Source organism: Azospirillum sp. B510 (genome assembly GCF_000010725.1).
In the GTDB taxonomy this organism is placed as follows: Bacteria; Pseudomonadota; Alphaproteobacteria; order Azospirillales; family Azospirillaceae; genus Azospirillum; species Azospirillum lipoferum_B.
The window spans coordinates 244,335-270,014 of the sequence record NC_013858.1 but is presented as its reverse complement, the minus strand read 5'-3'; the positions used below and the strand labels follow the sequence as shown (position 1 = coordinate 270,014).

Below are 25,680 nucleotides of genomic sequence, written 5' to 3'. Positions count from 1 at the left end.
CAACCATTGGCTTGCCCTTGACATTCCGGTGCTTCTCGGGCTTTTTCTCGCCCTCGCCTTCCCACCATCGCCGCAGGCCCCGATGTCCGAGGTCGTCCCCTTCGCCGCCGCCCGCGAGGCGCTGCTCGCACGCCTGACCGAACAGCTGCCGCCATCGTCACAATGGGCGGGCCGGCTGATGCTGATGCCGGAGGGGCGGCGGGTGGAGCCGATGCCGGCGGCCGAAGCCGTCGCGACCCTGCGCGCCTTCCGCACCGGGATCGGCGAGGCGATCGGTCCCGCCGCCTGCTCGGTCGGCGGAGTGTGGGTCGGGCGCGAGGATTGCCTGGACTGGGACGGGCTGCTGGCGCCGCTGGCGGTCGCCGCCGCCTATGTGGTCGGACGCACCCAGTCGGCGGGCGGCTTCGCCGCCGAGCTGTTCCGCTGCAAGGATGCGCTGGCGGGCTGGGGCGTGCGCGGCCTGCGCGGTGATCCGGCGGTGGCCCGCGCCGCCGGCTATGCCGTGGTGTCGGTCAGCCGCCGCCCGGACGACCAGGAGATCGTGCTGGACCGGGTGATGGACACCTTCGCCTTCGCCCTGCGCAGCCTGGGCGAACCGACGGTGGAAAGCACCGACATGGACCGCCGGCTGGTCAAGCGCGCGGCGCCGCTGCGTCGGTGAGGCAGCGACTCTAGCCTTTCGATTTTCCGTGCGATTCACGCTTCAGACGATTCCGTCTGAAGCGATCGCGCTCTAGCCCTGCCCCAACGCGCAGCGCGCGGCGGCCAGATCCCAGGCGGCGCAGCCGACGCTCTTGAACAGGCGCGGGCGCCCATCGGTCGCCTGGCCGTCCAGCGCGTCGACCAGCGACTTGACGCCGCTCCACTCCACCCCGGCCTGGATGAGGTCGCCGGCCTCGTGGCGGGCGCCGGCGGGGTCGTCGACGAACAGATCGCTGCCATGGACGGCGGCCGGGCCGAACTCCACCATCTCCGGCTTGAAGGCGCCGACGCCGATCAGCAGCCGGTCCGGGCGCGGCGTCTCGTCATAAATCGGCGACAGGCTGGTCGTCAGGGCGATCACCACCCCGGCGGCCGGATCGACCGGGCCGTTCATCGGACGCAGTTCCACCCCCTGCCCCTCCTGCGCCGCGCAGAAGGCGGCGGCGCTGGCGAGGCTGCGGCTGTGGATGTCGATGCGGATACCGGGATGGAGCGCCGCGAGCGCCGCCACATGGCCGGCGGACTGGGTGCCGGCGCCAAGCAGCGCCACATGACGCGGGGCCGGGGCCAACTTGCGGATCGCCAGCATCGACACGGCGGCGGTGCGCCGCGCGGTGACGGTCGGCCCGTCCAGGATCAGCCGGGGGGCGCCGGTCACGGCATCGAAGGCGCTGACCACGCCGTGGATGGTCGGCAATCCCCGGGCACCGTTGCCGGGCGTGACGTTGACCAGCTTGTGGATGGCGATGTCCGCCGCCGTCGCCGGCATCGACAGCAGCACGCCGCCTTCCGCCAGCGGCAGCACCTGCCGTTCCGGGCTGGTGATGCGGCCGGCGGCATAGTCGCGGGCGGCCGCCGCGACGGCGTCGCACAGGGCGGGAAAGGGAAGCCGGTCGGCGGTCTGGTCGGCGGTGAGGACGGCGAGCGGGGACACGGGCGGCGGCTTCCTCTTGGAAGGGAGGGGGGCGGGGTCAGGCGCGGGCGCGCTCGATCTCCACGCCGACGCTGGCGGCGTCGGGGAAGACGTCCAGCTTTTCCACCCGCACCTTGGCCACCGTCACCCGCGCATCGGCGAGGCAGCGCGCGGCGATGCGCTCGGCCAGCGTCTCCACCAGCGTGACATGGCCCTGGGTGACCACGCCCTTGACGATGGTCGCCATGTCCTCGCCGGTGACGCCGGGAGCGATCACCTCGAGATCCAGGTTCAGGCGGATGCGCTGGGGCTTCAGCCGTTCATGGGCATAAACGCCGATCAGCGCGTCCATCACCAGATCACGCACGAAACAACGGGTGGACAGCGTCGCCGGGGCCGAACGCGGCACCGGGGCGGTGACGGTGGCGAAGAGCTTGTTCATGGGCGACAGCCCTAGCACGGCGGCGCCACCGCTGCCAAGCCGCCGTCCGGCGCCGTCCATGCCGGACGGACAGATCTGGGATGGACTCAGTGCATCTCCGAGCGGATGCGCTCGCGCAGCACGTCGATCGGGCGCAGATCCTCGCCCTCCTCATAATGCCAGAAGGTCCAGCCGTTGCAGGCCGGCAGCCCGGCCATCGCCGCCCCCACCTGATGGATCGAGCCGCGATGGTCGCCGCGCGGGCCGGAGCCGATCAGCGTGCCGTCGGCACGCACGCGGGCGGCGACACGGCGGCGCTGGTCGAACAGGGTCGAGCCGGGGCGCAGCAGCCCGCGCTCCACCACCCAGCCGAAGGGGATGCGCGGGGCCGAGCGCTTGGGCGGCGTGTCGAGGATGGCGGTGTCGGGCGCCTCCTCCACCGCGTCGATGCGGGCCTGGGCGGCCTTGACATAGGTGTCGTCGCGCTCCAGCCCGATCCATTTGCGGCCGAGCCGCTTGGCGACCGCCCCGGTGGTGCCGGTGCCGAAGAAGGGATCCAGCACCACGTCGCCGGGACGCGACGAGGACAGGATCACCCGGTACAGCAGCGATTCCGGCTTCTGCGTCGGGTGGGTCTTCTTGCCCTCCTCGTCGCGCAGCCGCTCGCCGCCGCTGCAAATCGGCAGCAGCCAGTCGCTGCGCATCTGAAGATCCTCGTTGAGGTTCTTCATCGCGTCGTAATTGAAACGATAGCGTGCGTCCTTGTCGAGGGCCGCCCAGATCATCGTCTCGTGCGCGTTGGCGAAGCGGGTGCCGCGGAAGTTCGGCATCGGGTTGGTCTTGCGCCAGACGATGTCGTTCAGAATCCAGAATCCCAGATTCTGCAACGTGGCTCCGACGCGGAAGATGTTGTGATAGCTGCCGATCACCCACAGCGAGCCTTCCGGCTTCAGGATGCGGCGGGCGGCCGTCATCCAGTCGCGGGTGAAGCGGTCATAGGCCTCGAAATCGTCGAACTTGTCCCACTCGTCATCCACCCCGGCGACGCGGGTATGGTTCGGCCGCAGCAGCTCGCCACCCAACTGCAAGTTGTAGGGCGGATCGGCGAAGACGAGATCCACCGACGCGGGCGGCAGATCGTTCATGAGAGCGATGCAATCGCCGACCAGGATACGGTTTTCAGGGAGCATTTCACGACCGGCAAAGAACTGGAACTTGGCCGGACAATGAGTCGCGGCCGAGTCGCCGTCAACAGCTTTCTTCGCCAAGTGACGGCGGGTCAGCCGCTTAGCGCCTTTTGACGTTTCACTGGTGCAAAACTGACTCGGTGATGCGGCGTGACACCATGGCGGGTCAGGGCGTCCAGATGCTCCGGTGTCGGATATCCGGCGTTTCGGTCCCATCCATAGTGGGGATACACCGCCGACAACCGCAACATCTCGCTGTCGCGCGCCACTTTGGCGAGAATAGAGGCCGCGGCGATGGACAGGCTGCGGCTGTCGCCCTTGACCACCGCCACCCGCTCGCACGCGATGTCGGGGGTGAATTTGCCGTCGATCAGCGCCGCGTCGGGCGGCACCCCCGGCAGCGCCTCATAGGCCCGCCTCATCGCCAGCAGCGTCGCCCTGTGGATGTTCAGCTCGTCGATCTCGGCGGCCGACGCCTCGGCGATGGCGAAGGCGAGCGCATGGGCCCGGATCGCCGGCTCGATCTCCTCGCGCAGGCGGCGGGTGACGGCCTTGCTGTCGTCGATCTGCGCCGCGATCTCCGGCGGCAAGCCCTCCGCCGGCAGGACCACGGCGGCGGCGACCACCGGGCCGCAGAGCGGGCCGCGCCCGACCTCGTCGATGCCGCAGACCCGGCGGCCGGCGCCGAAGCCGGCCTCCAGCGACAGGTCGGGGCGCTGCCGGGGGATGGCGGCTTTGCGGGGCGCTTTGGCGGGCATCGGCGGGCGGCCTTCCGGACGGGGATGGAATGGGGCGGCTTGATAACCGGGCCGGAGTCCCGGCGCAAGACCGGGCCGGTTTGCAGCCATTCGCGTCAACCAGCCTCTTGAGAAGCGGCGCGCGGCTGCGCTATGGATGCGCCCCGCCATCACCCGCCCAGCCATCACCCGAGAGCAGGCCATGACCGACACGACCCAGACCGCCGCCGACTGCCCCTGCCGTTCCGGCAGGCCGCTGGACGCCTGCTGCGGACCCTATCTGGCCGGCATGCCCGCCCCGACGGCGGAGGCGCTGATGCGCTCGCGCTATTCGGCCTTCGCCACCGGCAATATCGACTATCTGCATGATACGCTGCTGCCCAGCACCCGCGACGACTTCAACCGGGAAGAGATCGAGACCTGGGCGAAGAACAGCGTCTGGACCGGGGTGGAGATCCGCTCGGCCGAGGGCGGCCAGCCCGGCGACGACGAGGGGATCGTCGAGTTCGTCGCCCGCTTCAGCATGAACGGCAAGCCGATGACCCACCATGAGACCAGCCGCTTCGCCCATCAGGACGGCCGCTGGTACTATGTCGAGGGTCAGCTGGGCGCCCGCCCGCGCAGCGGCCCCAAGGTCGGCCGCAACGATCCCTGCCCCTGCGGCAGCGGCAAGAAATACAAGAAGTGCCACGGCGCCTGACCGGTTCAGGCCGTGAGTCGCGGCGGAGTCGTCCCGCCGCACCCGCACAAAAATGATGAAATGGGCCCGCCCCGCCCGCCCGCCCGCCCCTCCGACGGGCGGCGGCGGCGATTTTGTTGTGCGCTTATGGGGAAAATTCGCGATCCTGATTGAATTATGGGGCGGAACCGATCATCCTTCGCTGGCCCTGTTCCGGGTGTCCCTTCTTTGGTTTTTGCCGGGATGGGGTTTAACACGACAGATGAGACGATAACTGATGTTCGACCGTCCGCAGCGCTCCTCCTTCCGCGCTCCTGAAATCACCCAGCGCGACATCCGCGCCACCGTCAAGTGGTTCAACGCCACCAAGGGCTTCGGCTTCGTCACCCCCGACGATGGGTCGCCCGACGCTTTCCTGCACTCCACGGTTCTGCAGTTCTGCGGACATGACAGCCTGCCCGAAGGCGCCACCATCACCTGTGACCTGTCGCGCGGCCCGAAGGGCCCGCAGGTCGCCACCATCCACGCGGTCGACACCTCGACCGCCGCCCCGAGCCGTCCGTCGCGCGCCCCGCGCGAGCGTGACAGCTGGGGCAACGACGGCGGCTACGGCGGCGGCAGCTATGGCGGCGGCAGCCGCGGCGGCTACGGCGCCGACAGCTACGGCGATTCGGACAGCGGCGAGCTGGTCGACGGCACGGTGAAGTGGTTCAACGTGTCGAAGGGCTTCGGCTTCATCGCCCCGTCCACCGGCGGCAAGGACATCTTCGTGCACATCCGTGCGCTGGAACGGTCGGGCATCAGCGGCCTGGACGACGGGGCGCAGGTCCGCGTCACCATCCGCCAGGGCGCCAAGGGCCCCGAGGCCCAGCGCGTCGAGATGGCCTGATCTCTCATCGGTCGTTGTGATGTGAAAGGCCCCCGCTCCATCGGAGCGGGGGCTTTTTCATGGCCGGATGGGCCGGAGTGGAGGTCCCAACACCCGCTCCGGCGGAAAGCGCAGCCGCAAGGTGGTTCCGCGCCCCGGCGCGCTGTCGATGGCGATGCCGCCGCCATGCAGGGCGATCAGCGCCGCGGTCAGCGGCAGGCCGAGGCCGGATCCGCGCTCCGCCACCGTCGCCGGATCATGGAGTTGGGTGAAGGCGGTCAGCGCCCGCGGAATCTGCTCCGGCGCCATGCCGCGGCCATCGTCGGCGACCGCCAGGATCAGGCCGCCATCGGCGTCCCGCTCGGCCGACACCGTCACATGCCCACCTTCGGCGGTGAATTTCAGCGCGTTGGCGACAAGATTCGTCAGCATCTGCCGAACCAGCGACGGATCGGCCCACAGCGTCGGCGAATCCGCCGGCAGGCGGGCCGACATGGCGACGCCGCCACGTTCGGCCCGCACCGCCATCATCGACAGGGTGGCATCGACGATCAGGGCGAGCGGGCACTCCTCCTCATGCAGGTCCAGCCGTCCGGCCTCGATGCGGGCGAGGTCGAGCAGGTTGTTGATCAATTCCAGCATGTAATCGCCGGCCGCGACGATCTGTGCCGCCGCCTCGCCATAGCGCGGGCTGTCGGGCGGCCCCAGCAGCTGGTCGCGCAGGATTTCGGCGAAGCCGATCACCGCCGTCAGCGGCGTGCGCAGTTCGTGGCTCAAGTGATTGATATAGTCGGACTTGCGGCGGTTGGTGTCGGCCAGTTCCGCCTCCCGCGCCTTCAGGCGGGCCAGCTCCCGGTGGGCGGTATCGTCGGCCAGCCCCTCCACCAGCAGCAGGCCCCGGCCCGGCGCCGGATCGATGCGGACGGTCAGCTCGACCGACGGGCCTCCGCTCCCTCGGATGCCGATGTCGCGAGGCACGGCGGTCTCCCGCATCGGCCCGGCCGGCGTGAAGCGCAAGGGTCCGCCGACCGCATCCGGGTCGAGCAGCCGGCACGCCGCGCCATTCAGCCAGAGCACGACCCCGTCCTCCGCCCGCGCCAGCCACAGCGGCGTGGCAAGCCCGGCCAGCAGGGACACATCCGGCAGAGGGCTCTGATCGGGGGACAGGGATGGCATCGCGGCTCCCCTGCGGCAGTCGTTCCGGATCGGGGACATTGCGTTCCGAAAGGCTAACACAATGGCATGAAGACAGCCAGCCGTTGCGTCGGCCCCCGCTCACGCCGCGGCCGGCGTATCCCAGTAATGGCACGCGACATGATGTCCGGGGGCCACCTCCTCCAGCACCGGAACCGCCTGGGCGCAGAATTCCCGCGCCAGCGGACAGCGGCGGCGCAGCGGGCAGCCGGCAGGCAGGCTGAAGGCCGACGGCGCGTCGCCGTCCAGCGCCGGGCGCCCGCCATGGGCGGCGGCCAGCATGGCGCGGCTGTAGGGATGCAGCGGCGCGGTCCGCAGCGTCCCGGCGTCGGCGCTCTCCACCACCCGTCCGGCCAGCATCACGATGCCGCGATGGGCGTCGCGCAGCCCCTCGTCGTAATGGTCCGTCGCCAGGATCAGCGACAGGCGGCGACGGTCGCGCACCGTCATCAGCGTGTCGAGGAAGCGCTCGCGCTCCTCCGCCGACAGGGGGCCGGCGGGTTCGTCGGCGATCAGCACGCGCGGCTCGGCCAGGATGGCGCGGGCGAGGCCGGCATGGACGGCCTCCGCGACGCCGAGCGCCGCCGGCCAGCGGAGCGCCGCCTCGGGACGCAGTCCGACCTCCTCCAGCGCCTCGTCGATATGATGGTCGCGACGCTCGGCGGGAATGTCGGGGCGCAGGTTTTCCAGAAGCAGGGCGAATTGGGCACCGATGGTCATCGCCGGGTCGAAGGAGGCGGCCGGATCGGGGAACAGGGGCTGGAGGTCGCGCCGGGCCCGGCGCAGGCCGCCACGGTCGGGATCGTCTCCCATGGCGGGCGGTGCGGCGGTGGCCGTCAGGTCGCGCCCCATCCACACCACCGCCCCCGCCGTCGGCGGCGGCAGGCACAGCAGCGAGCGGGCGAGCGTCGCCTTGGCGCTGCCGGTCTCGCCCAGCAGGGCCAGCGTCTCCCCCATCCGCAAATCAAGGTCGATGCCATGCAGAACGGCGAGGGACCGCGCCTCCCCCTTCGGGCCGGGGGCGAGCGGATAGGACATGCCGACGCCGCGCGCATGCAGGCGGGCGGCGCCCGGCGGCTCCAGCGGCTCCAGCGGTCCGCCGCGCGGCGGCACGGGCGGCAGCAGGCGGCCGCGGCGCAGCGTCAGCACACCGTCGGCGGGGCCGGCCAACCCATCCTCCGGCCGGCCGGCGAGGATCAGCGCCACCCCGTCCGAGCGCGCCCAGTCGGCCAGCCGGTGGAGAAGCCGCAGCCGCACCGTCGGATCCAGCCCGGCGGCCGGGGCGTCGGCCAGCAACACCGCCGGCCCCACCGCCACCGCCATGGCGAACAGGCAGGACCAGCGCAGGGAGTCCGGCAGCTGTTCGGGCGGCAGGTCGAAACGGCGGGCGGCGGGCGGCACGCCCATGCGATCGAGGGCATCGGCCATCCGGCGCAGCGCCGAGCGCAGATCCAGCCCCAGATGGTGACCGACCACCTCCGCCACCTGTAGCGCCAAGGGCCGGCGCGGCGCCAGACGGCCGCCCTGGGCGATCAGCAGAGGCCCGTCGACGCGGGCGGAGCCGGCGACATCCACCCCGGCCGGCGGCTGGCCGGCGAGGGCGGCCAGCAACGCGGTCTTGCCGCTGCCGCCGCCGCCGGTGATCGCCAGAACCTGCCCGCGCTCCACCCGGAAGCTGGCGCGGTCGAGCAGGACGCGGTCGCCCAGCATCAGGGTCAGCGCCTCGGCCTCGGCCGGCGCGGGCTTGGCTGTGCCCTTGACGGCGCCATGGGGGGCGATGTGGTTCATGGCTTGTCGGTCATGGCTTGCGATTCCCGGCCATCGCCCCGTCGGCGATGGCGCAGGCGGCCCAGAGGGCGAGCGCCAGCAGCAGGGCCGGCGGCGCAAGGGCCACCGGGTCGCCCAGCCGCGCCGCCAGCCCGACCGAGGCGCCCCAGCTGCCCAGCGCCGGCGGCAGGCCGAGGCCGAGCAGGCTGGCGAAGCTCTCCGCCGCCAACACGCGCGGCAGGGCCAGCGTCGCGGCGGCCAGCAGCGGGCGCGTCAGGTTCGGGATCAGATGACGGCGCAGCAGCTCGGCCTCGGGCAGACCGGCGGCGCGGGCGGCGGTCAGGAACTCCGCCCGCATCAGGGCCGACAGCTCGGCATGGGCGAGGGCGGCGACCGCGGGGGCCACGGTCAGCGCGGAGACCAGCGCCAGCGACCAGACCTGTCCCGCCAGCCCGCCGGCCAGCGGAACCAGCAGGGCGAGCGGCCAGCCGGACAGCCGGTTGGCGGCGGCGGCGAGGCGCCGCTCCGCCCGGCTGCCGGCGAGATTGCCGAGCAGCCCGGCCAGCAGCGCCCAGCCGATGCCCAACGCCCCGCCCAGCACCGCGACCAGCAGCGCGAAGGACAGGCTGCCGCGCCCGTCGAACAGCGCGGCGGCGACCGGATCGGCATCCAGCCGGCGGACCGCGCCGCCATCCGCCATCAGCGGCGCCGCGGCGCAGGCGAGCACCAGCCCGGCGAGCACGGCGGTACCCGACAGCCCGCGGGCGAAGCCGGCGCGCTGCGGCTCGGTCGGCAGCGGGTGGGAAAAGGGCGGTTGGTCGTACTCGGCCATTGCGGTCCTTGTGCGGGGTCCTTATGCGGTCACGCCCCCTGATAGGGCGTCGAACTGTGGTTGGCCGGGTCGATCCAGTCGCGGGCGCCAAGGCCCAACGCGTTCAGCAGGGCGGTCAACCCGCCCAGCGCCACCAGGGCCGGCACCGCCCCGGCGGCCGAGCCGGCGCGGGCGGCATCGATCATCAGCGCCCCCGCTCCCGGCAGGTCGAGCAGGCTTTCCAGCGCCACCGCCCCGACCATCGCCGCCAGCACCGCGGCGCGCAGGCCCGCCATCACCGGGGCGACCGCCTGCGGCAAGGCGTGGTGGCGCAGCACCGTGCGTTCGTCCAGCCCCAGCCCGCGCGCCATGCGCACCGCGGCCCCGTCCGGCCCGGCACCCAGCGCCCGCTCCATGGCGGGGCGCGCCAGCCGGGCGGCCTGGCAGGCGGCGGGAATCGACAGCACGGTCCAGCCCAGCGGCGCCGCCGACGCCCCCGCCCGCACCGCGAGCGCCGCGACCGCCGCCAGCAGGAAGCCGGGCAGCAGCGGCCCCGCTCCCGCCAGCACCCGGCCCAGCAGCCCACCGGCGGAGCGCGGCGCCACCGCCGCCCAGGCTCCGGCCAGCGTGCCGATGGCGGTGCCGACCGCCAGCGACGGCAGGGTCAGCAGCAGGGTCACCATCAACCCGCGCAGAAGCCCCAGCGCCGCATCGGGCTGCGGCGCCACCAGTGCCGCCAGCCCGATGCCCGCCGCCATCGGCAGGAGGGCGGCGGGCGCGGCATCGATCAGGCGGCGGATCACGGGACGCGGCATCTCGGCAGGGGCGTGGGCAAGTCGTCTGGAGAATGGGAGCTGGCGACAGGGAACCGTCGCTGGTTCGACATGCGACCGTAAGCGCCCCACCCGTGCCGGGCAACAGAATTAGCGCCCATACCCGAAATCCGGCGCTTCCCGCCGATTTTTCGAGCGGAGGCGTGACCGGGTGGCTGCAATTCCCCGCCGCTTTCCCCAAATGGCTGAGGGTGGGGAAGGAATGGCCTTCCCAGATGTTATGACCCAGGATTCAGCAGCCGCCCGGACCCCATGGACGCCCCGTCGCCCCGCCCCCTCCTCTCCGCCGGACCGATGCCCGCCGCCACGGAGTCCGATGCCGTGGCGCCCGCCGCCGTGGCGCGGCCGATCCTGCAACCGGGGCGGACCTGCTGGCGGGTGGAGGACACCGGCCGGCTGGGCGTGATCGTCGACGCCGAAAACTACTTCGCGCTGGCCAAGGCGGCGATGCGGCGGGCACGGCGCAGCATCTATCTGACCGCCTGGGATTTCGACGCCCGCATCCGCCTGATGCCGCAGACCCGCCGCCCGCGCCGGCCCGACCGGCTGGGCACGCTGTTGAACTGGCTGGCGACGACGCGCCCCGACCTGCACATCCATGTGCTGAAGTGGGACTATGCCGAGCTGTTCGATATCGCCCGCTGGTCGCATCCCTTCATGCTGCGCAACTGGCTGACCCATCGGCGCCTGCAATACCGGCTGGACGGCGATCATCCGACCGGCGCCTGCCATCACCAGAAGCTGTTGGTCATCGACGACCGCCTCGCCTTCTGCGGCGGGCTGGACATCACCGCCAACCGCTGGGACAGCCGCGCCCACCACGGCCACGACCCGCGGCGGCGCCAGCCCGACGGCAGGCCCTATGAGCCGTTTCACGACGTGATGATGGCGGTGGACGGCGACGCGGCCCGCGCGCTGGGCGAGATGTTCCGCGACCGCTGGGCGCGGGCCACGGGCGAGAGGCTGACGCCCCCCGCGCCAAAGCCCGGCCGCCCGGCGCGGCGCCACCCGCTGGCCGCCGACCCCTGGCCGCCCGGCTTCGAGCCGCTGCTGCGCGATGTGCGGGTCGGCATCGCCCGCACCGATCCCGCCTGCAACGGGCGCGAGGAGGTCCGCGAGGTCGAGGCGCTCCATCTGGCGGCCATCGCCGCGGCGCGCGAGGTGATCTATCTGGAAAGCCAGTATTTCGCCTCCACCGCGGTGGCCGAGGCGCTGAAGGCCCGGCTGTCGGAGGAGGACGGGCCGGAGGTGATCATCGTCAACCCGGTGCGCACCACCAGCTGGCTGGAGAACACCGTCATGCTGGGCGTCCGCGCCCGGCTGTCCCGCGAGCTGCGCGAGGCCGACCGCCATGGCCGCTTCCACCTGTTCGCCGCCCTGACCGACAACGGCGCCTGCATCACCGTGCATGCCAAGGTGATGGTGGTGGACGACCGGCTGCTGCGCATCGGCTCGGCCAACCTGAACAACCGCTCGATGGGCCTCGACACCGAATGCGACCTGGCGCTGGAGGCCGGGCCGGGACCGGAGCATGCGGAAACCCGCCGGGCCATCCGCCACACCCGCGACGACCTGATCGCCGAGCATCTCGGCACCAGCCCGGAACAGGTCGCGGCGGCGCGGCGGCGGCTGGGCTCGCTGGGGGCCGCCATCGCGTCGCTGCGCCGGCCGGTCGGGCGCCGGCTGGAACCGCTGCATGACCCCGAGCCGGAGGGGCTCGCCGCCGCGGTCGCCGACGCCCGCGTCTTCGATCCCGAACATCCGGTGGACGCGGTGGAGATCGTGCGCCGGGTGCTGCCGTCGCGCATCCCGCGCACCCGCCACTGGCTGACGCTGGCCGGTATCCTGGCCCTGCTGGGGCTGTGGGGGATGTGGCGCTACGGCGCGCTGAGCGATTGGGCATCCCTGGACGCCGTGCTGGCGGTTTTCCACGGGCTGGGCGACAGCCCGCTGACACCGCTGTGGTTGATGCTGGCCTATGTCGCCGGCGGCTATGTCATGTTCCCGCTGACCGTGCTGATCGCCGCCACCGCCATCGTCATGGGGCCGTGGTGGGGCTTTCCCACCGCCATGGCCGGGGCGGTCGCCTCGGCGGTGGCGATGTTCTGGACCGGGCGGGTGGCGGGGCGCGACCTGCTCGACCGCCATGGCGGACCGCTGATCGCCAGCCTGAACCAAAGGCTGTCGGACGGCGGCATCCTCGCGGTGGCCGGGGTGCGCGCCGTGCCGGTGGCGCCCTATACGGTGGTGAACCTCGCCGCCGGCGCCTCGAAGCTGCGCTTCGACGATTACCTGATCGGCACCATGGTCGGTCTTGCGCCCGGCATCCTTGCCTTCACTCTGCTCGGACGGCAGCTTGAACGCACCCTCACCCATCCCGACGCCGGCGACGTCGCGCTGCTGGCGGCGATGGCGGCGGTGGCGATCGGGCTCGGCTGGCTGACCGGCCGGCTTCTCGGGCGGGGGCGGAATCCTGTCCGACAGGACGAGAGGGCGGACGAAAGGCCAAAGGGAAGGAATTTGAAACCGTGATCCGTTTCAGCCGTGACCGTGTCCAGCGCATCGCCGCCGCGTTGCGCGCCGCCCGCACCCGCCGCCCGCGCCCGGCCGACCGCCGCAGCTCGCCCGTTCCGGACGGCATGACGGCGTTCAGCGTCGCCACCTGGAACATCCACAGCTGCGTCGGGCTGGATGCCCGCTTCGCTCCGGACCGGGTAGCCCAGGTGATCCGCGATCTCGACGTCGACCTGATCGGCTTGCAGGAGGTCGGCTGGCACCATCGCGGCGAATCGGGGATGGACCAGTTCGCCTTCCTGGAGCAGCACACCGGGCTGAAAGCCTATGCCGCCCCGACCAAGCACAGCGCGCGCGCTCATTACGGCAACTGCCTGCTGACCCGCCTGCCGGTACGGTCGATGGAACCCATCGACCTGTCCGTCGGCAAGCGCGAGCCGCGCGGCGGCATCGACGCGGTGATCGAGGTGCGGGGCCGCCCGGTACGGGTGATCGTCGCCCATCTCGGTCTCGACCCCTGGGAGCGGGCCAAGCAGGTCAGCGACATAGTGTCGCGGGTGGAGCGGCAACCGGCCCTGCCCACCCTGTTCATGGGCGACCTGAACGAATGGACGCCCAGTTCCCCCCGGCTGCGCCAGTTGGCCTCCTCCTTCGCTGATGTCGCCAACCCGCGCAGCTTCCACGCCCGCATGCCGACCCTGCGACTCGACCGCATCTATGTGACGGGCGGCCTGCAAATTCCCGCCTTCGAGGTGGTCCGCACCATCCTGACCCGCCGGGCCTCGGACCATCTGCCGGTGCGCGCGGTGCTCGCCATTCCCTGATCGTCGGCTCCCTCACGGAACGTCGGTATGACCAACGGATTCATGCGCCGGGGCCATAGGGGGATCGTTGCGATTGATAGTTTTTTGTGCACTGCAATGTTCTTTCAACAACAGTGCTTTGCAAATGCGAAGAAGCTCTTGACCTATACGCCACCCCTGTCCAAGGATATGGTTGGTAATACGATCAATATGCGATCGAAGGAATAACCAACCCTGGCCGACCGGGGGTTAGCCGTGACGTGAGGATCTGACTTGCTGTATCACCTGTACGACATGCAACACGCCGCCATGCGGCCGATGCGCCTGTGGGCCGAAGCCGCTCAGCATACCTTCCAGAATCCGTTGATGCCGTTGTCCTACACCAAGCTGGGCCGGGCGGTCGCCGCCGGGGCGGAGCTGGTGGAACGCACGACCCGCCGCTTCGGCAAGCCCGCCTTCGGGCTGGCGGAGACGGTGGTCGATGGGCGGACCGTGCCGGTCACCGAGCGGTTCGTCTGGCAGTCGCCCTTCTGCAAGCTGCTGAACTTCGCCAAGCCGGCGGGCACGCCGCGCCAGCCGAGGGTGCTGCTGGTCGCCCCGATGTCGGGCCACCATGCCACGCTGCTGCGCGGCACGGTCGAGGCGCTGATGCGCGACCATGACGTGTTCATCACCGATTGGATCGACGCGCGGCTGGTGCCGATGTCGGCCGGGCGTTTCGACTTCGACGACTATGTCGACACGGTGGCGGAGCTGATCCGCTTCCTCGGACCGAACACCCACGTCATCGCGGTGTGCCAGCCGGCGGTGCCGGTGATGGCGGCGGTGTCGCTGATGGCGGCGGCGGACGAGCCGGTGCAGGCGCGCAGCATGACCCTGATGGGCGGCCCGATCGATCCGATGGCCAACCCGACGGTGCCGGTCAAGCTGGCGATGGAACGCCCGCTGAAGTGGTTCGAGCGCAGCGTGATCACCACGGTCCCGGTCTATTATCCGGGCGCCTTCCGCCGCGTCTATCCCGGCTTCATCCAGCTGTCGGGCTTCATGTCGATGAATCTCGACCGCCACATCAACGAGCATGTCGGGCTGTTCCGCCATCTCGTGCGCGGCGACGGCGATTCGGCGGAACAGCATCGCCGCTTCTACGACGAATATCTGTCGGTGATGGACCTGTCGGCGGATTTCTACCTTCAGACCATCGAGACGGTGTTCCAGAAGCACGCCCTGCCCAACGGCACCATGGTGTCGCGTGGCCGCAAGGTGGAGCCGGCGGCGATCACCAGGACAGCGGTGATGACGGTGGAGGGCGAGCTGGACGACATCTCCGCCCCCGGCCAGACCATCGCGGCGCAGCGCCTGTGCGCGTCCCTGCCCGACGACATGCGCAAGACGCATTTCCAGAAGGGGGTCGGCCATTACGGTATCTTCAACGGCCGCCGCTGGCGCGAAAGCATCCTGCCGGAAATCCGCAGCTTCATCCGAAGCCACGACGGGGAGTGAGGGCGACCAGAAAAGGGGCGCCGAACACCGGCGCCCCCTTCTCCGACGTCAACCAGCCGAAGCTGTCATTCCACCATCTCAATCCACCATCGTCCGCGCCTCGGTGAAGGCGTCCATGTGCGTCAGCCCGGCGCCGCCACCGGCCTTCACCCGCATGCCGGCGGTGGCGAGGTGGAACAGGTAGCCGAGCGCGAACAGCGCCACGAACAGCCCGAAGACCAGGGCGTTGTAATAGACCATGGTCACCAGGGCCAGCACCGCCAGGGCCAGCGAGATCGCCGGGAACACCGGATAGAAGGGCGCGCGGAACGGGCGCTCCAGCGCCGGTTCGGTGGCGCGCAGGCGGAACAGCGCCGCCATGCTCATGATGTACATGACGATGGCGCCGAAGACCGACATGGTGACGATGTTGGCGGTCAGCGGCTGGCCGCCGATCTGGATCAGCTCGTCGGAATAGATGGCGGCGATGCCGATCACGCCGCCGGCCAGGATCGCCCAGTGCGGGGTCTTGCGCGTCGGGTGCAGGCGGGCCAGCACCGGCGGCAGGAAGCCGGCGCGCGACAGCGCGAAGATCTGGCGCGAATAGCCCATGATGATGCCGTGGAAGGAGGCGATCAGGCCGAACAGGCCGATCCACACCAGCATGTGCAGCCAGCCGCTCGATTCACCGACCACCGCCTTCATCGCCTGCGGCAGCGGGTCGTTGATGTTCGACAGCGCGTTCCAGTCGCCGACGCCGCCGGCGAAGATCATCGTGCCGAAGGCCAGCACCACCAGCGTCAGGATGCCGCCGATATAGGCGCGCGGCACGGTGCGCTTGGGATCCTTGGTCTCCTCGGCCGCCATCGCCGCCCCCTCGATCGCCAGGAAGAACCAGATGGCGAAGGGGATCGCGGCGAAGATGCCGCCGAAGGCGTCCTTGCCGAAGCTGGCCTGACCCGCCCAGCCGTTGGCGGCGAAGTTGGCCCAGGAGAAGCCGGGATAGACGACGCCCATGAACACCACCAGCTCGATGATCGCCAGGATGGTGACGAACAGCTCGAAGGTGGCGGCGATCGACACGCCGGCGATGTTCAGCCCCATGAAGACGATGTAGGCGCCGACGGCGGCGGTCTTCGGGTCGAGTCCGGGAAACTGCACGTTCAGATAGGCGCCGATGGCGAGCGCGATGGCCGGCGGGGCGAAGACGAACTCGATCAGCGTGGCGAAACCGGCGACGAAGCCGCCCTTGGGCCCGAAGGCGCGGTAGCTGTAGGCGAAGGGGCCGCCGGCATGGGGGATGGCGGTGGTCAGCTCGGTGAAGCTGAAGATGAAGGTGGTGTACATCACCGCGATCAGGATCGTGGTGACGAGGAAGCCCAGCGTTCCCGCCGCCGCCCAGCCGTAGCTCCAGCCGAAGTATTCGCCGGAGATCACCAGCCCGACGGCGATGCCCCACAGATGGAGCCCGCTCAGGCTCTTGCTCAATTCAGGTTTCGTGGTCCCAGACATGTTGCCTCCTGCCCCTGTTCAAGGCTGTATGTTTCAAGGCGTTGGTGCCGATGGCGGCGCACTCAGGACTGGCCGGTCAGCCGATTGTTGTGGTTGTCCGGACCGGCCAGGGACGGGGCGTCCTCCTTCAGGGCGACCCCCGTCAGTTTCAGCCGCGCCGCCTCGGTGGCGAGCCAGCACAGCTTGTCGGCGGCCGTCTGGATCGACAGGCCGTCGGCATGGATGTTGGAGATGCAGTTGCGTTCGGAATCGGCGCGGCCGGGCCTGGGCTCCCAGGTCAGATAGACCCCAAGCGATTCCGCGGCCGACAGGCCGGGCCGCTCGCCCACCAGCAGCGCCACCAGCCGGGCGCCCACCGCCGCCGCCACCTCGTCGCCCAGCGCGACGCGGGCCTGACCGGCCAGCACCACCGGGCCGATCCGCAGATGCCCCAGCCGCGCCATGCAGGCATGGATCAGCGGGGCGGCGTTGACCTGCACCGCCGCGGCCGACAGCCCGTCGGCGATCACGAACAGCAGATCCCACTCCCCCGCCGGCAGCGCCGCGGCGCCGGCCGGATCGAGCCGGCGGCCGAGATCGGGCCGGCGCAGATATGTCGGGCGGTCGGGGGCGGCGCTGTGGACGCGGATGGTCTCCAGCGGCGACAGCTCGGCGGCCAGCCGGTCGAAATCGACCGCGCTGTGCACCGCGTCGCGGGCGCGGGCGTGGGCGAGTTGGAACTCCAGCAGCGCCCGGGTCGGCAGGGCGTCGCCGCTGCGGCCGAGAGCGATGCGGGCGCGGGTGGCGGTGCGGAAGCGCGCCCACGGATCCTTTGGACTCTCGCTCATCAGGCCGCACTCCCCAGCAGGGCGGAAACGACGAGGCTCTGGTCGGGCCAGGGCGGCAGCCGGCGCTGCTCGTCGAGCCAGCCGGCCTTCTCCAGCCACGCCTCGAACTCCGGAGCCGGCGGGCGCTTCAGCAGATGCCGCAGCCCGAGCACGTCGTGATAGGACAGGCTCTGGTAGTTCAGCATGACGTCGTCGGCGCCGGGCACCGCGATCAGGAAATTGACGCCCGCCGTCGCCAGCATCGTCATCAGGACGTCCATGTCGTCCTGGTCGGCCTCGGCATGGTTGGTGTAGCAGGCGTCGCAGCCCATCGGCACGCCCAGCAGCTTGGCGCAGAAATGGTCTTCCAGCCCGGCCCGCGTGATCTGCTTGGCGTCATAGAGATATTCGGGGCCGATGAAGCCGACCACCGTGTTGACCAGCAGCGGGTCGAAGGCGCGGGCGACGGCGTAGGCGCGGGTTTCCACCGTCTGCTGGTCGACGCCGAAATGGGCGTCGGCCGACAGGGCCGATCCCTGGCCCGTCTCGAAATACATGACGTTGTCGCCGATGGTGCCGCGCTTCAGCGATTTGGCCGCCTCCTGCGCCTCGGCCAGCAGCGACAGGGTGACGCCGAAGCCGGCATTGGCCTTCTCGGTGCCGGCGATCGACTGGAACACCAGATCGACCGGCGCCCCGCGCTCCATCGCCCGCATCGTCGTGGTGACATGGGCCAGCACGCAGGATTGCACCGGAATGTCGAAGCGGGTGCGCACGGCGTCCAGCATCTCCAGCAGAGCGATGCAGGCCGGCACATTGTCGGTCGCCGGGTTGATGCCGATCACCGCGTCGCCGATACCGTAGAGCAGCCCGTCCAGCGTCGAGGCGGCGATGCCGGTCGGATCGTCGGTCGGGTGGTTGGGCTGCAAGCGGCTCGACAGCCGCCCCGGCAGCCCGACCGTGGTGCGGAAGCGGGTGACGACCGAGCATTTGGCGGCGACCGAGACCAGATCATGGTTGCGCATCAGCTTGGACACCGCCGCCGCCATCTCCGGCGTCAGGCCGGGGGCGAGCGCCGTCAGCGTCGCGGTGTCGGCCTGATAGGACAGCAGCCAGTCGCGGAACTGCCCGACCGTCATGTGCGCCACCGGCCGGAAGGCGTCGGCGTCATGGCGGTCGATGATCAGGCGCGTCACCTCGTCGGTCTCGTAGGGGACCAGCGCCTCGGCGAGGAAAATCTTCAGCGGCAGGTCGGCCAGCACCATGCGCGCCGCCACCCGCCGTTCGTCGCTGTCGGCGGCGATGCCCGCCAGCTCGTCCCCCGACCGCCGCGGCGAGGCGCAGGCCATCACCGCCTTCAGATCGTCGAAACGGTGGCGCTGACGCCCCAGATCGCAATGGTACCCCGCCATGCCGGCCTCCCACCCGTTTCATCCCTGGACGCGAGAGTGGCACGGGACGGGCGGCGGGGAGTTGACCGTAGAACACAAAATGAGGGGGATGGCGGCCGGGGGTAATCGAAATGGCGACGGCCCGGCCCAGGCGTGGGCGTCGGCGGAGCAAATGGCGGGGCCGGCGAACCCGAAGCCCGGCCGCGGCGTTCCCTCCGCATCGCGGCGCGCCGCCGGTCCGCGGACGGCGCGCCCCCCACAAGCGAAGGAAAACTCCATGCTGACGCTGTTGCGCGCCGCCGTCCTGGTCCTGCCGCTGGTCGCCGTGGCCGCCTGCCACGAGGAAGGCCCGGCGGAAAGGGCCGGCAAGTCCATCGACAACGCCGGCCAGAGCGTGAAGGACGCCATCGACCCGCCGGGTCCGGCGGAAAAGGCCGGCCGCGCCATCGACCGGACGGTGAACTGATCCCGGCTCCTGCCATCCTGTCCCCGCTCAGCGGACGGCGACATCCCGCCCGCTCGGTGGGAGGCCCGACACCTCCAGCAGCAGCTTGGCAAGAATGGCGTCGGCGAAGGCGTCGAAATCGCGGGCGGGCACCAGGAAGGCGCCGGGACCGCCGATGACATGGTCGCGGTAATAGCCCTCCAGGTCGTTCGGCGCCGCTCCGCCCCAGGGGTTGGGGCGGTCGTTCAGGATCGGCAGCCCGTTGATGGTGATGCCGCGGGCGACCGCCGCGTCGCGCGCCAGCTCGGCCGGGCGGCCGCGGTTGTTCTCGCCATCGCCGGAAATGTCGATGACCCGCCGGGTGCCTTCGAACCCGTTGTTGCCGAACAGCGGGATGGCGAAGTCGATGACGGCGCTGATCGAGGTCCATTGCTCCGTCATCATCGGCGCCTCCGCCACCATGGCGGCGAAGCGGTCGACGCTGGCCGGATCGCTCAGTTCGGTCCAGGGGACGACCATATGCTGGTAGCCCTCGCCGGCCCATTCGACATAGGTGGCGCTGATCCGGCCGAAGGGACCGCCACGGATCGCCGCCTGCACCTTCGGGTTCAGCAGGGCCTGGATATAACCGTTGCGCTGAAGCTTCGCCTCGTCCGGATCGACGCTGCCGGACACGTCCACCGCCAGCACCAGCTCCACGTCCACCGGCGTCTGGGCCATGGCCGGGGATGCCACGAAGGACAGGCCCGACAGCAGATACGACAGCAGGCACGACAGCACGAGGATCGGAACCCGGCCGGGCGCGCGGATCACGGGCGCGCGGGTCGGAAAATGGGCCAAGAGACGGTATGCACGCATACGCAACCCTCCATCCTGCCGCCCATCCGGCAAGCGGCTCCCCAGCCAAGGCAGGGAGGCCCGGCAATGGACGAAGGATTGAGGATTGGTACGCGAAGCGCTCCTGTCCATGCTTGGCCGGGCAATTCAACCGGCAAGCAACGGCCAGGGCGGGGTACTCCGCCGCCGGTTCGACGGGCTCCGGCACAAGAATATGCGGGCGGACTGCGGGTAACGGGTGACAAAACCGGAATTGCCTGAATATGGTAAGTCTTAAGGGGTAAGGCGTCGGTCGGACGCTATCCCGATCCGCCAGTCGTCAATCCTCGAAGTTGCCATCGACGTGCTCACCGGTCGCTCGCTCTCCGCTTATGCCGCGGCGTCATCGTCGCGATGGACCCGCCGGCTGCTGCTGTCAGCCTGCGCCGTGCTGTCGACCGGACTGCCGGCTTTCGGCACGGTGGAGCCATTGGCGACGACCGCCCCGGTCTCCGTGGCGGAGCTGCCGACACCGCCGGCACCCATCCGTGCGGCGGAACTGATGGCGCCAGACCGGCCCAAGCCAGCGAAAGCTCGGACACAGCCCGTCGCCACCAAGCCTCCCGCCACGCGATCGGCCACCTCCCCCGACGCGCTGAACGGTGATCCACAGGCGGCCGAAGCCAAATCCGCCGCGGTGAAGGCGGCGAGAGCCGCCAGGATCGCCGAAGCCAGGGCGGCCGACGAGCAGATCATGAACAGCCGGGCCGCCGACAGCCGGCCGGTCGAAGGGCAGACCGCCTGCGCCGACCATGAGCCGGCGAGCCAGCCGGTTCTCGACGCCCTGTTCGGCGGGGATGCGGCCTTCGCCGAGCTGGCCCGCCGCTCCCCGGCCGAGGCGTTCCGTTGTTCCAGCCTGTTCCCCGGCGACGCGGCGCTGGCCGCCCTGCGCGACGCGGTCCCGCTGGCCCCGTTCGATGCGATCGGCGCGGCCGACCAGTTGGGCACCCGTCCCGGCGGGGAGGAGGTGATCGCCCGCGCGCTCGACCTCGGGCTGCTGACGCGCTCGCTGGACGGCGGCATGCCCTTCTACGAGACGCGGCACGAGCTGCGCAAGCGCCTGCCGAAGCCGGATCTGCGGACGCTGGAGAGTCATGCGGCGAGGGCGCTGGCGGCCTCGCTGGCGCGCGATCCGGCGGCGGTGGCGCCGAAGATCGGCGCGCTGCTCGACGACATGGTCGACGATCCGCCGGACGACCGCTTCCGCATCACGATGGCGCTGTCGTCGGAGGATCTGGTCGGACTGATCGCGCGGACCGGGCCGCAGCTCTACACCTCCTCGCTCGACGGGCTGATCAATGTTTTGCGGATCCAGCTGAAACTGGAGAAGCGCAGTTTCCTCGAACTCGCGCGTGAGGAACGGACGCGGCCCTTGTGGGCGGAATTCTTCGTCGCGACGGTCGGCGGCGGACGGGCGGCGAGCCTGTTCGGCACCAACCCGGCCATCGCGCGGGAGCTGATGCGCGCGAGCCTGCGGGCCCTGCTGCCGGCCGACGGGAAGCCCTCCGCCATCGACACCGCGGCGGTGATCGGCGCCCTGGCCGACGCCATGGACCTCGACAGCCTCCCGATCCGCGCGGCGCTCGAGGATGAGTTGGCCGCCTGGTACCGCGCCGGCGGTGAACCGCCGGCGAAAGCGGCGATCCAACAGGTTGCCGTCCGGAGCGGGATCGGCGAGACGCCGACCCGGAGCGGGATCGGCGAGACGCCGACCCGGAGCGGGATCGGCGAGACGCCGACCCGGAGCGGGATCGGCGAGACGCCGACCCGGAGCATGATCGGGTTGGCGGGCAGTCTGCACGCGGCACGCCTGTCCGGCCGGACGGCCACCCCGGCCTTCGAGGCGGAACGCTTCCTCCAGCACCATCCGCTGGCCGCCCTGCCGGTCCTGAACGGGCAGCGCCTGTTCCGCAACGGCATCAACGTGCAGCGGATGACCTTCTACGACGATCCCGACGGCCGGGCCTCCTTCCGCGGGTTCCTGCGCCAGCACCGGGCGAAGGGCTGGGCGCTGCACGGCCAGTCCGGCTTCGCCATCGCCATCAGCCCCGAACGCAACGGGCACCGCATCATCATCGTCGCCGACATTCCCGGCGCCGGCGAGGCCGGACGCGCCGCCGCCTGGGACTGGATGGCGCGCGAGGGGCTGACCCCCTCCATCGTCATCCATCGCGGCCACAGCTATCACGAGGACGCCACGATGACGGAGATCGCGCCGGGCACGGCGCTCGTCTTCTGGGGCTCCTGCGGCGGACATACGCGCCTGCGCGCGACGCTGGAACGCGCCCCCGACGCGCTGGTGCTGGCGACGCAGAACATCGGCGTGTCAACGGTCAACGAGGCGCTGCTCGGCATCATGGAGGAGCGGCTGCTGACCGACGGCGCCATCGACTGGGACGCCGTGTGGAAAGAGGCGCGCGGCCGGATCCGCGACCGCCGCTTCGCCTCCTACAAGCGGCCGGACCAGGATTCGGCCAATCTGGCCTTCCGCGCCTGGCAGGTGCAGGCGACTTCGCACTGACGGGCGCACTGCCGGGCGCATTGATCGGTCACTCCGATTGCTCCCGCGGCCGGAGCACGGCGAGCATGGCTGTGTTTCGCCGGGGCCGCTTGCGATGGAACCGGGCGCATGCTGCTGTGGAAGGGCCGATTGCCGCCCCTTCCCGTTGTTCCCGTCGTTGAGGTTCCCCGACCATGACTTGGCAGACGCTCGCCTTCTTCTTCGCCACCGCCTTCGTGATCTCGATGACGCCGGGACCGAACATGCTGCTGGCGATGAGCCTCGGCCTGCGCTTCGGTGCGCGCCGCGCCGCCTGGGGCGGTGCCGGCATGTGCGCGGCGCTGGCGGTGATGGCGGCGCTGTCGGCCTTCGGGCTGGGCGCCCTGCTCTCCACCTCGGTCCTGGCCTTCGAGATCGTGCGCTGGGCCGGCGTCGCCTATCTCACCTGGCTCGGCATCGCCGCGTGGCGGGCGCCGGTCCAGCCGGCCGGCGAGCGCGACGACGCCGCCCCCTCGGGCGAGGGCACGCCGGTCCGCCTGTTCCTGCGCGGCGCGCTGGTCGCCTTCAGCAACCCCAAGGCGCTGGTCTTCATGGGCGCCCTGTTCCCGCAATTCATCGACGCCGCCGCCCCGCTGGCGCCCCAGCTGATGGCGCTGGTCGCCACCATGGTGGTGATCGAGTTCGGCTGGATCATGGCCTATGCCACCGGCGGCGACCGGCTGGCGGCCAAGCTGACCACGGTGTCGGCGGCCAGATCGCTGAACCGGCTGACCGGCGGCCTGATGATCGGCGCCGGCGGCCTGCTGGCGCTCGCCCGCCGGGTCTGACCCCCCTCTCCCTCCACCCCAAAGAAATAGGGCCGCGCAATCGCGCGGCCCTGAAGTTTAGGGAGGAAACGCCCCGAGAATGGGCGGGGCCAGAATATGCTGCGGCGCACATGAACTGGTATTACCAATGATGAATGGTAGCCATGCGTCGCGGGAATGGCGCCATGCGGCAATATGCATTGCCAGCAATGGAAGGGGCTGCCTGTTACAGAAAATTCATAAAACCGCCGCTCTATAGTAATCGCCCGCGCTACTAATGCGTCGGTTCACCACCTCTGCCGAATGGGTTACTCCCGACAGAAGGGTGATATGGAACCTCCGGTCGAGGAACGGTGCGATGGCGACCCCTGTCCTGCGCAGCCTGACGCTGAAGCAGGCGATTCATGCGGTGCTCGCCGCCTTCGTCATCGGTCTGACCATCACCACGGTCGAATTCGCTTCGAGCGCCAGCCGCGAACGGACCCGGGCCGTGACGCAGGTAGAGGATGTCATCACGCTGGTCGAGGGACCGGCGGCTAGTGCCGCCTGGCTGATCGACGAGGAGCTGGCGGGACAGATTCTCCAGGGCATGGTCCGGGCCAATGCCGCCTGGGCCGAGATCCGCTTGGGCGACGGCACGCTGCTGGCCCGCCGCGAGCGTCCGGCAAAACCGGCCGGTCTGCTGGAGCGCGCGGCGACGGCGCTGCTCTTCCTCGACCGGCCGGCGGTGATCCGTGACCTGACGCTCCCGGCGGACGCCCCCAGGACGACGGACGCCCCGCGCATCGGACGGCTGATCGTCGGCATCGACACCGGACGGGCGGCGAACGGCTTCCTCGCCTATGTCTCGGCGGCGCTGGTGGCGGGAACCCTGCGCAACCTGCTGATCGGGCTGGCGATGGCGGCGGTGTTCCACCGGCTTCTGACCCGCCCGCTGCTACAGATCGGCCGCGCCGTCGCCCGCATCGATCCGGAAAAGCCCTATGGCCAGCCGCTGGTGGTGCCGCGCGGCCATGCCGACGACGAGCTGGGCTTCGTCATCGCCCGTTTCAACCACACCCTGACCCTGCTGGAACGCGAGCATGACGAACTGCGGCGGATGGCGACGCGCTGCCCACTGACCGGGCTGGCGAACCGCGCCCTGCTGCTCGACCGGCTCGATCACGCCATCGAGCTGGCGAACCGCGCGCGCGCGTCGGGTGCGGGCCGGCTGGCCGTGCTGTATGTCGACCTCGACCGCTTCAAGCGCGTCAATGACAGCCTGGGCCACGGCATCGGCGACCTGCTGCTGTGCCGGGTGGCGGAGCGGTTGGGCGCCAGCGTGCGCCGCTGCGACACCGTCGGCCGGCTCGGCGGCGACGAGTTCCTGGTGGTGCTGGAGCGTGTCGCCGACCGCGACGAGGCGGCGATGGTGGCGCGGCGGCTGCTGAACGACCTGTCCTCCCTGCGCGAGGTGGGGGAGCATCGCGTCCATCTCACCGCCAGCATCGGCATCGCCCTCCATCCCGCGGCGCCGGCCGGGGACTCCCCCGACAGCACCAACCTGATGCGGATGGCCGATTCGGCGATGCAGGCGGCCAAGGCGGCCGGCGGCGACCGCTTCGTCTTCTACACCCGCGACATGACCGATCGGGCCCAGACCCGGCTGCGGCTGGAATCCGGCCTGCGCGAGGCGGTGGCGGCCCGGTGTTTCGAGCTGGTCTATCAGCCGAAAATCGAGGCGGCGAGCGGCCGGCTGACCGGGTTCGAGGCCCTGATCCGCTGGCGGCACGAAGGGGCGGCGATCTCGCCGGCCGACTTCATCCCGGTGGCCGAGGATACCGGCCTGATCATCGAGATCGGCCACTGGGTGCTGGAGGAAGCCTGCCGCACCGCCACCCGCTGGGCGCTGGACCATGGCCCGGTGCCGGTGGCGGTCAATGTCTCCGCCCACCAGCTCGCCGATCCCGCATTCGCCCGGCAGGTCGAGCAGATCCTGCAACGCCACGGCACGCCGCCCGAGTTGCTGGAGTTGGAGATCACCGAGACGGTGATCATGAAGGATGTGCGCCACCACCTGCCGACCTTGAACCGCCTGCGGGGGTTGGGGGTGCGCATCGCCATCGACGATTTCGGCACCGGTTATTCCTCGCTGGCCTATCTGCGCCAGCTGCCGGTGGATGTGCTGAAGATCGACCGCAGTTTCATCAACGACCTGCCGCATGCGCCCGACATCGCCTCCACCGTCATCGCGCTCGCCCAGCGGCTGATGCTGTCGACCGTGGCGGAAGGGGTGGAGACCGCCGAGCAACGGCATTGGCTGGCCGAGGCCGGCTGCGACTACCTGCAAGGCTATCTGATTTCCCGTCCGCTGAGCGCCGACTCGGCGGAGGCGATGGTGATGACCGCCTTCGCCCGCGACGAGGTCCTGCCGATGACGGCCTGAGGGAGACGGCC

Annotated in this window: 22 protein-coding genes; 10 read left to right on the top strand and 12 right to left on the bottom strand. The window is 70.6% G+C overall.

Going from position 1 to position 25,680, the window contains the following annotated elements:
• The first annotated feature begins 82 nt into the window (after nt 1-82).
• A complete protein-coding gene (locus AZL_RS28560) occupies nt 83-661 on the top strand; it encodes a hypothetical protein (RefSeq protein WP_173380530.1) in 579 nt (192 codons plus the stop codon).
• Between the two features lie 72 nt (nt 662-733).
• Here the strand turns inward: AZL_RS28560 and lhpI are convergent, their stop codons facing one another.
• The 4 genes from lhpI to AZL_RS28540 all read right to left on the bottom strand — a co-directional run bounded on the left by lhpI (nt 734) and on the right by AZL_RS28540 (nt 3,981).
• Nucleotides 734-1,636 carry a bifunctional Delta(1)-pyrroline-2-carboxylate/Delta(1)-piperideine-2-carboxylate reductase gene (lhpI, locus tag AZL_RS28555; RefSeq protein WP_012977870.1) on the bottom strand — a complete coding sequence of 301 codons (903 nt, stop codon included), beginning with the start codon at nt 1,634-1,636 and terminating at the stop codon, nt 734-736.
• A 37-nt stretch (nt 1,637-1,673) separates the two neighbouring features.
• Entirely contained in the window at nt 1,674-2,057 is a 384-nt protein-coding gene (locus tag AZL_RS28550; protein ID WP_042446334.1) for a dihydroneopterin aldolase, read from the bottom strand.
• A gap of 86 nt (nt 2,058-2,143) precedes the next feature.
• Nucleotides 2,144-3,226, bottom strand: coding sequence for a site-specific DNA-methyltransferase (locus AZL_RS28545; protein ID WP_012977868.1), 1,083 nt, complete (start codon nt 3,224-3,226; stop codon nt 2,144-2,146).
• A gap of 89 nt (nt 3,227-3,315) precedes the next feature.
• Complete coding sequence (locus AZL_RS28540) at nt 3,316-3,981, bottom strand: ribonuclease HII (RefSeq protein WP_012977867.1); 666 nt, start codon at nt 3,979-3,981, stop codon at nt 3,316-3,318.
• A 181-nt stretch (nt 3,982-4,162) separates the two neighbouring features.
• On the opposite strand from AZL_RS28540, the gene AZL_RS28535 reads away from it, so the two are divergent.
• The gene (locus AZL_RS28535) at nt 4,163-4,660 is read left to right on the top strand and encodes a YchJ family protein (protein WP_042446092.1); all 498 of its coding nucleotides are present in this window, start codon (nt 4,163-4,165) and stop codon (nt 4,658-4,660) included.
• 256 nt (nt 4,661-4,916) lie between these two features.
• The gene (locus AZL_RS37565; RefSeq protein ID WP_012977865.1) at nt 4,917-5,528 is read left to right on the top strand and encodes a cold-shock protein; all 612 of its coding nucleotides are present in this window, start codon (nt 4,917-4,919) and stop codon (nt 5,526-5,528) included.
• A 57-nt stretch (nt 5,529-5,585) separates the two neighbouring features.
• Here the strand turns inward: AZL_RS37565 and AZL_RS28525 are convergent, their stop codons facing one another.
• The 4 genes from AZL_RS28525 to AZL_RS28510 form a co-directional block, all read right to left on the bottom strand.
• A complete protein-coding gene (locus AZL_RS28525) occupies nt 5,586-6,683 on the bottom strand; it encodes a sensor histidine kinase (protein WP_052293798.1) in 1,098 nt (365 codons plus the stop codon).
• Nucleotides 6,684-6,782: 99 nt separating this feature from the next.
• Nucleotides 6,783-8,489: an ABC transporter ATP-binding protein gene (locus AZL_RS28520; RefSeq protein WP_012977863.1), complete on the bottom strand. Its 1,707-nt coding sequence runs from the start codon at nt 8,487-8,489 to the stop codon at nt 6,783-6,785.
• Between the two features lie 10 nt (nt 8,490-8,499).
• Complete coding sequence (locus tag AZL_RS28515; protein ID WP_012977862.1) at nt 8,500-9,300, bottom strand: ABC transporter permease subunit; 801 nt, start codon at nt 9,298-9,300, stop codon at nt 8,500-8,502.
• Nucleotides 9,301-9,329: 29 nt separating this feature from the next.
• The gene (locus tag AZL_RS28510) at nt 9,330-10,082 is read right to left on the bottom strand and encodes an ABC transporter permease subunit (protein WP_247894539.1); all 753 of its coding nucleotides are present in this window, start codon (nt 10,080-10,082) and stop codon (nt 9,330-9,332) included.
• Between the two features lie 351 nt (nt 10,083-10,433).
• Here AZL_RS28510 and AZL_RS28505 point away from each other — a divergent pair, with 351 nt between their 5' ends.
• The 3 genes from AZL_RS28505 to AZL_RS28495 all read left to right on the top strand — a co-directional run bounded on the left by AZL_RS28505 (nt 10,434) and on the right by AZL_RS28495 (nt 14,929).
• Complete coding sequence (locus AZL_RS28505) at nt 10,434-12,644, top strand: VTT domain-containing protein (protein WP_247894538.1); 2,211 nt, start codon at nt 10,434-10,436, stop codon at nt 12,642-12,644.
• Nucleotides 12,641-13,450, top strand: coding sequence for an endonuclease/exonuclease/phosphatase family protein (locus AZL_RS28500; protein WP_012977859.1), 810 nt, complete (start codon nt 12,641-12,643; stop codon nt 13,448-13,450). Before AZL_RS28505 ends, AZL_RS28500 begins: the two co-directional genes overlap by 4 nt.
• Nucleotides 13,451-13,702: 252 nt before the next feature.
• Nucleotides 13,703-14,929: a polyhydroxyalkanoate depolymerase gene (locus tag AZL_RS28495; RefSeq protein ID WP_042446086.1), complete on the top strand. Its 1,227-nt coding sequence runs from the start codon at nt 13,703-13,705 to the stop codon at nt 14,927-14,929.
• A 78-nt stretch (nt 14,930-15,007) separates the two neighbouring features.
• Here the strand turns inward: AZL_RS28495 and eat are convergent, their stop codons facing one another.
• The 3 genes from eat to AZL_RS28480 form a co-directional block, all read right to left on the bottom strand.
• Nucleotides 15,008-16,420: an ethanolamine permease gene (gene eat, locus AZL_RS28490; protein WP_012977857.1), complete on the bottom strand. Its 1,413-nt coding sequence runs from the start codon at nt 16,418-16,420 to the stop codon at nt 15,008-15,010.
• A 62-nt stretch (nt 16,421-16,482) separates the two neighbouring features.
• A complete protein-coding gene (eutC, locus tag AZL_RS28485; RefSeq protein ID WP_012977856.1) occupies nt 16,483-17,247 on the bottom strand; it encodes an ethanolamine ammonia-lyase subunit EutC in 765 nt (254 codons plus the stop codon).
• A complete protein-coding gene (locus tag AZL_RS28480) occupies nt 17,247-18,638 on the bottom strand; it encodes an ethanolamine ammonia-lyase subunit EutB (protein ID WP_012977855.1) in 1,392 nt (463 codons plus the stop codon). The genes eutC and AZL_RS28480 overlap by 1 nt, the downstream gene beginning before the upstream one ends.
• 256 nt (nt 18,639-18,894) lie before the next feature.
• Here AZL_RS28480 and AZL_RS28475 point away from each other — a divergent pair, with 256 nt between their 5' ends.
• On the top strand, nt 18,895-19,083 hold the full coding sequence (locus tag AZL_RS28475) for a hypothetical protein (protein ID WP_042446084.1): 189 nt from the start codon (nt 18,895-18,897) through the stop codon (nt 19,081-19,083).
• A 27-nt stretch (nt 19,084-19,110) separates the two neighbouring features.
• On the opposite strand, the gene AZL_RS28470 is transcribed toward AZL_RS28475, so the two are convergent.
• Complete coding sequence (locus AZL_RS28470) at nt 19,111-19,920, bottom strand: DUF1194 domain-containing protein (RefSeq protein ID WP_042446082.1); 810 nt, start codon at nt 19,918-19,920, stop codon at nt 19,111-19,113.
• A 322-nt stretch (nt 19,921-20,242) separates the two neighbouring features.
• Between AZL_RS28470 and AZL_RS36715 the strand changes: the two genes are divergently transcribed.
• From AZL_RS36715 to AZL_RS28455, 3 genes are all read left to right on the top strand, one after another.
• Complete coding sequence (locus AZL_RS36715; protein WP_012977853.1) at nt 20,243-22,459, top strand: hypothetical protein; 2,217 nt, start codon at nt 20,243-20,245, stop codon at nt 22,457-22,459.
• A 173-nt stretch (nt 22,460-22,632) separates the two neighbouring features.
• Nucleotides 22,633-23,265, top strand: coding sequence for a LysE family translocator (locus AZL_RS28460; protein ID WP_012977852.1), 633 nt, complete (start codon nt 22,633-22,635; stop codon nt 23,263-23,265).
• Between the two features lie 337 nt (nt 23,266-23,602).
• The gene (locus tag AZL_RS28455) at nt 23,603-25,669 is read left to right on the top strand and encodes a putative bifunctional diguanylate cyclase/phosphodiesterase (protein WP_012977851.1); all 2,067 of its coding nucleotides are present in this window, start codon (nt 23,603-23,605) and stop codon (nt 25,667-25,669) included.
• Nucleotides 25,670-25,680 lie beyond the last annotated feature (11 nt).

Excerpts from the sequence above, each read along its gene's own strand:
- AZL_RS28535 (WP_042446092.1), top strand. The coding sequence starts at position 4,163 with ATGACCGACACGACCCAGACCGCCGCCGACTGCCCCTGCCGTTCCGGC.
- AZL_RS28520 (WP_012977863.1), bottom strand. The coding sequence starts at position 8,489 with ATGAACCACATCGCCCCCCATGGCGCCGTCAAGGGCACAGCCAAGCCC.
- AZL_RS28545 (WP_012977868.1), bottom strand. The coding sequence starts at position 3,226 with ATGCTCCCTGAAAACCGTATCCTGGTCGGCGATTGCATCGCTCTCATG.
- AZL_RS28560 (WP_173380530.1), top strand. The coding sequence starts at position 83 with ATGTCCGAGGTCGTCCCCTTCGCCGCCGCCCGCGAGGCGCTGCTCGCA.
- AZL_RS28460 (WP_012977852.1), top strand. The coding sequence starts at position 22,633 with ATGACTTGGCAGACGCTCGCCTTCTTCTTCGCCACCGCCTTCGTGATC.
- AZL_RS28550 (WP_042446334.1), bottom strand. The coding sequence starts at position 2,057 with ATGAACAAGCTCTTCGCCACCGTCACCGCCCCGGTGCCGCGTTCGGCC.
- AZL_RS28480 (WP_012977855.1), bottom strand. The coding sequence starts at position 18,638 with ATGGCGGGGTACCATTGCGATCTGGGGCGTCAGCGCCACCGTTTCGAC.
- eutC (WP_012977856.1), bottom strand. The coding sequence starts at position 17,247 with ATGAGCGAGAGTCCAAAGGATCCGTGGGCGCGCTTCCGCACCGCCACC.
- AZL_RS28455 (WP_012977851.1), top strand. The coding sequence starts at position 23,603 with ATGGCGACCCCTGTCCTGCGCAGCCTGACGCTGAAGCAGGCGATTCAT.
- AZL_RS28525 (WP_052293798.1), bottom strand. The coding sequence starts at position 6,683 with ATGCCATCCCTGTCCCCCGATCAGAGCCCTCTGCCGGATGTGTCCCTG.
- eat (WP_012977857.1), bottom strand. The coding sequence starts at position 16,420 with ATGTCTGGGACCACGAAACCTGAATTGAGCAAGAGCCTGAGCGGGCTC.
- AZL_RS37565 (WP_012977865.1), top strand. The coding sequence starts at position 4,917 with ATGTTCGACCGTCCGCAGCGCTCCTCCTTCCGCGCTCCTGAAATCACC.
- AZL_RS28475 (WP_042446084.1), top strand. The coding sequence starts at position 18,895 with ATGCTGACGCTGTTGCGCGCCGCCGTCCTGGTCCTGCCGCTGGTCGCC.
- AZL_RS28470 (WP_042446082.1), bottom strand. The coding sequence starts at position 19,920 with ATGCGTGCATACCGTCTCTTGGCCCATTTTCCGACCCGCGCGCCCGTG.
- AZL_RS28540 (WP_012977867.1), bottom strand. The coding sequence starts at position 3,981 with ATGCCCGCCAAAGCGCCCCGCAAAGCCGCCATCCCCCGGCAGCGCCCC.
- AZL_RS28515 (WP_012977862.1), bottom strand. The coding sequence starts at position 9,300 with ATGGCCGAGTACGACCAACCGCCCTTTTCCCACCCGCTGCCGACCGAG.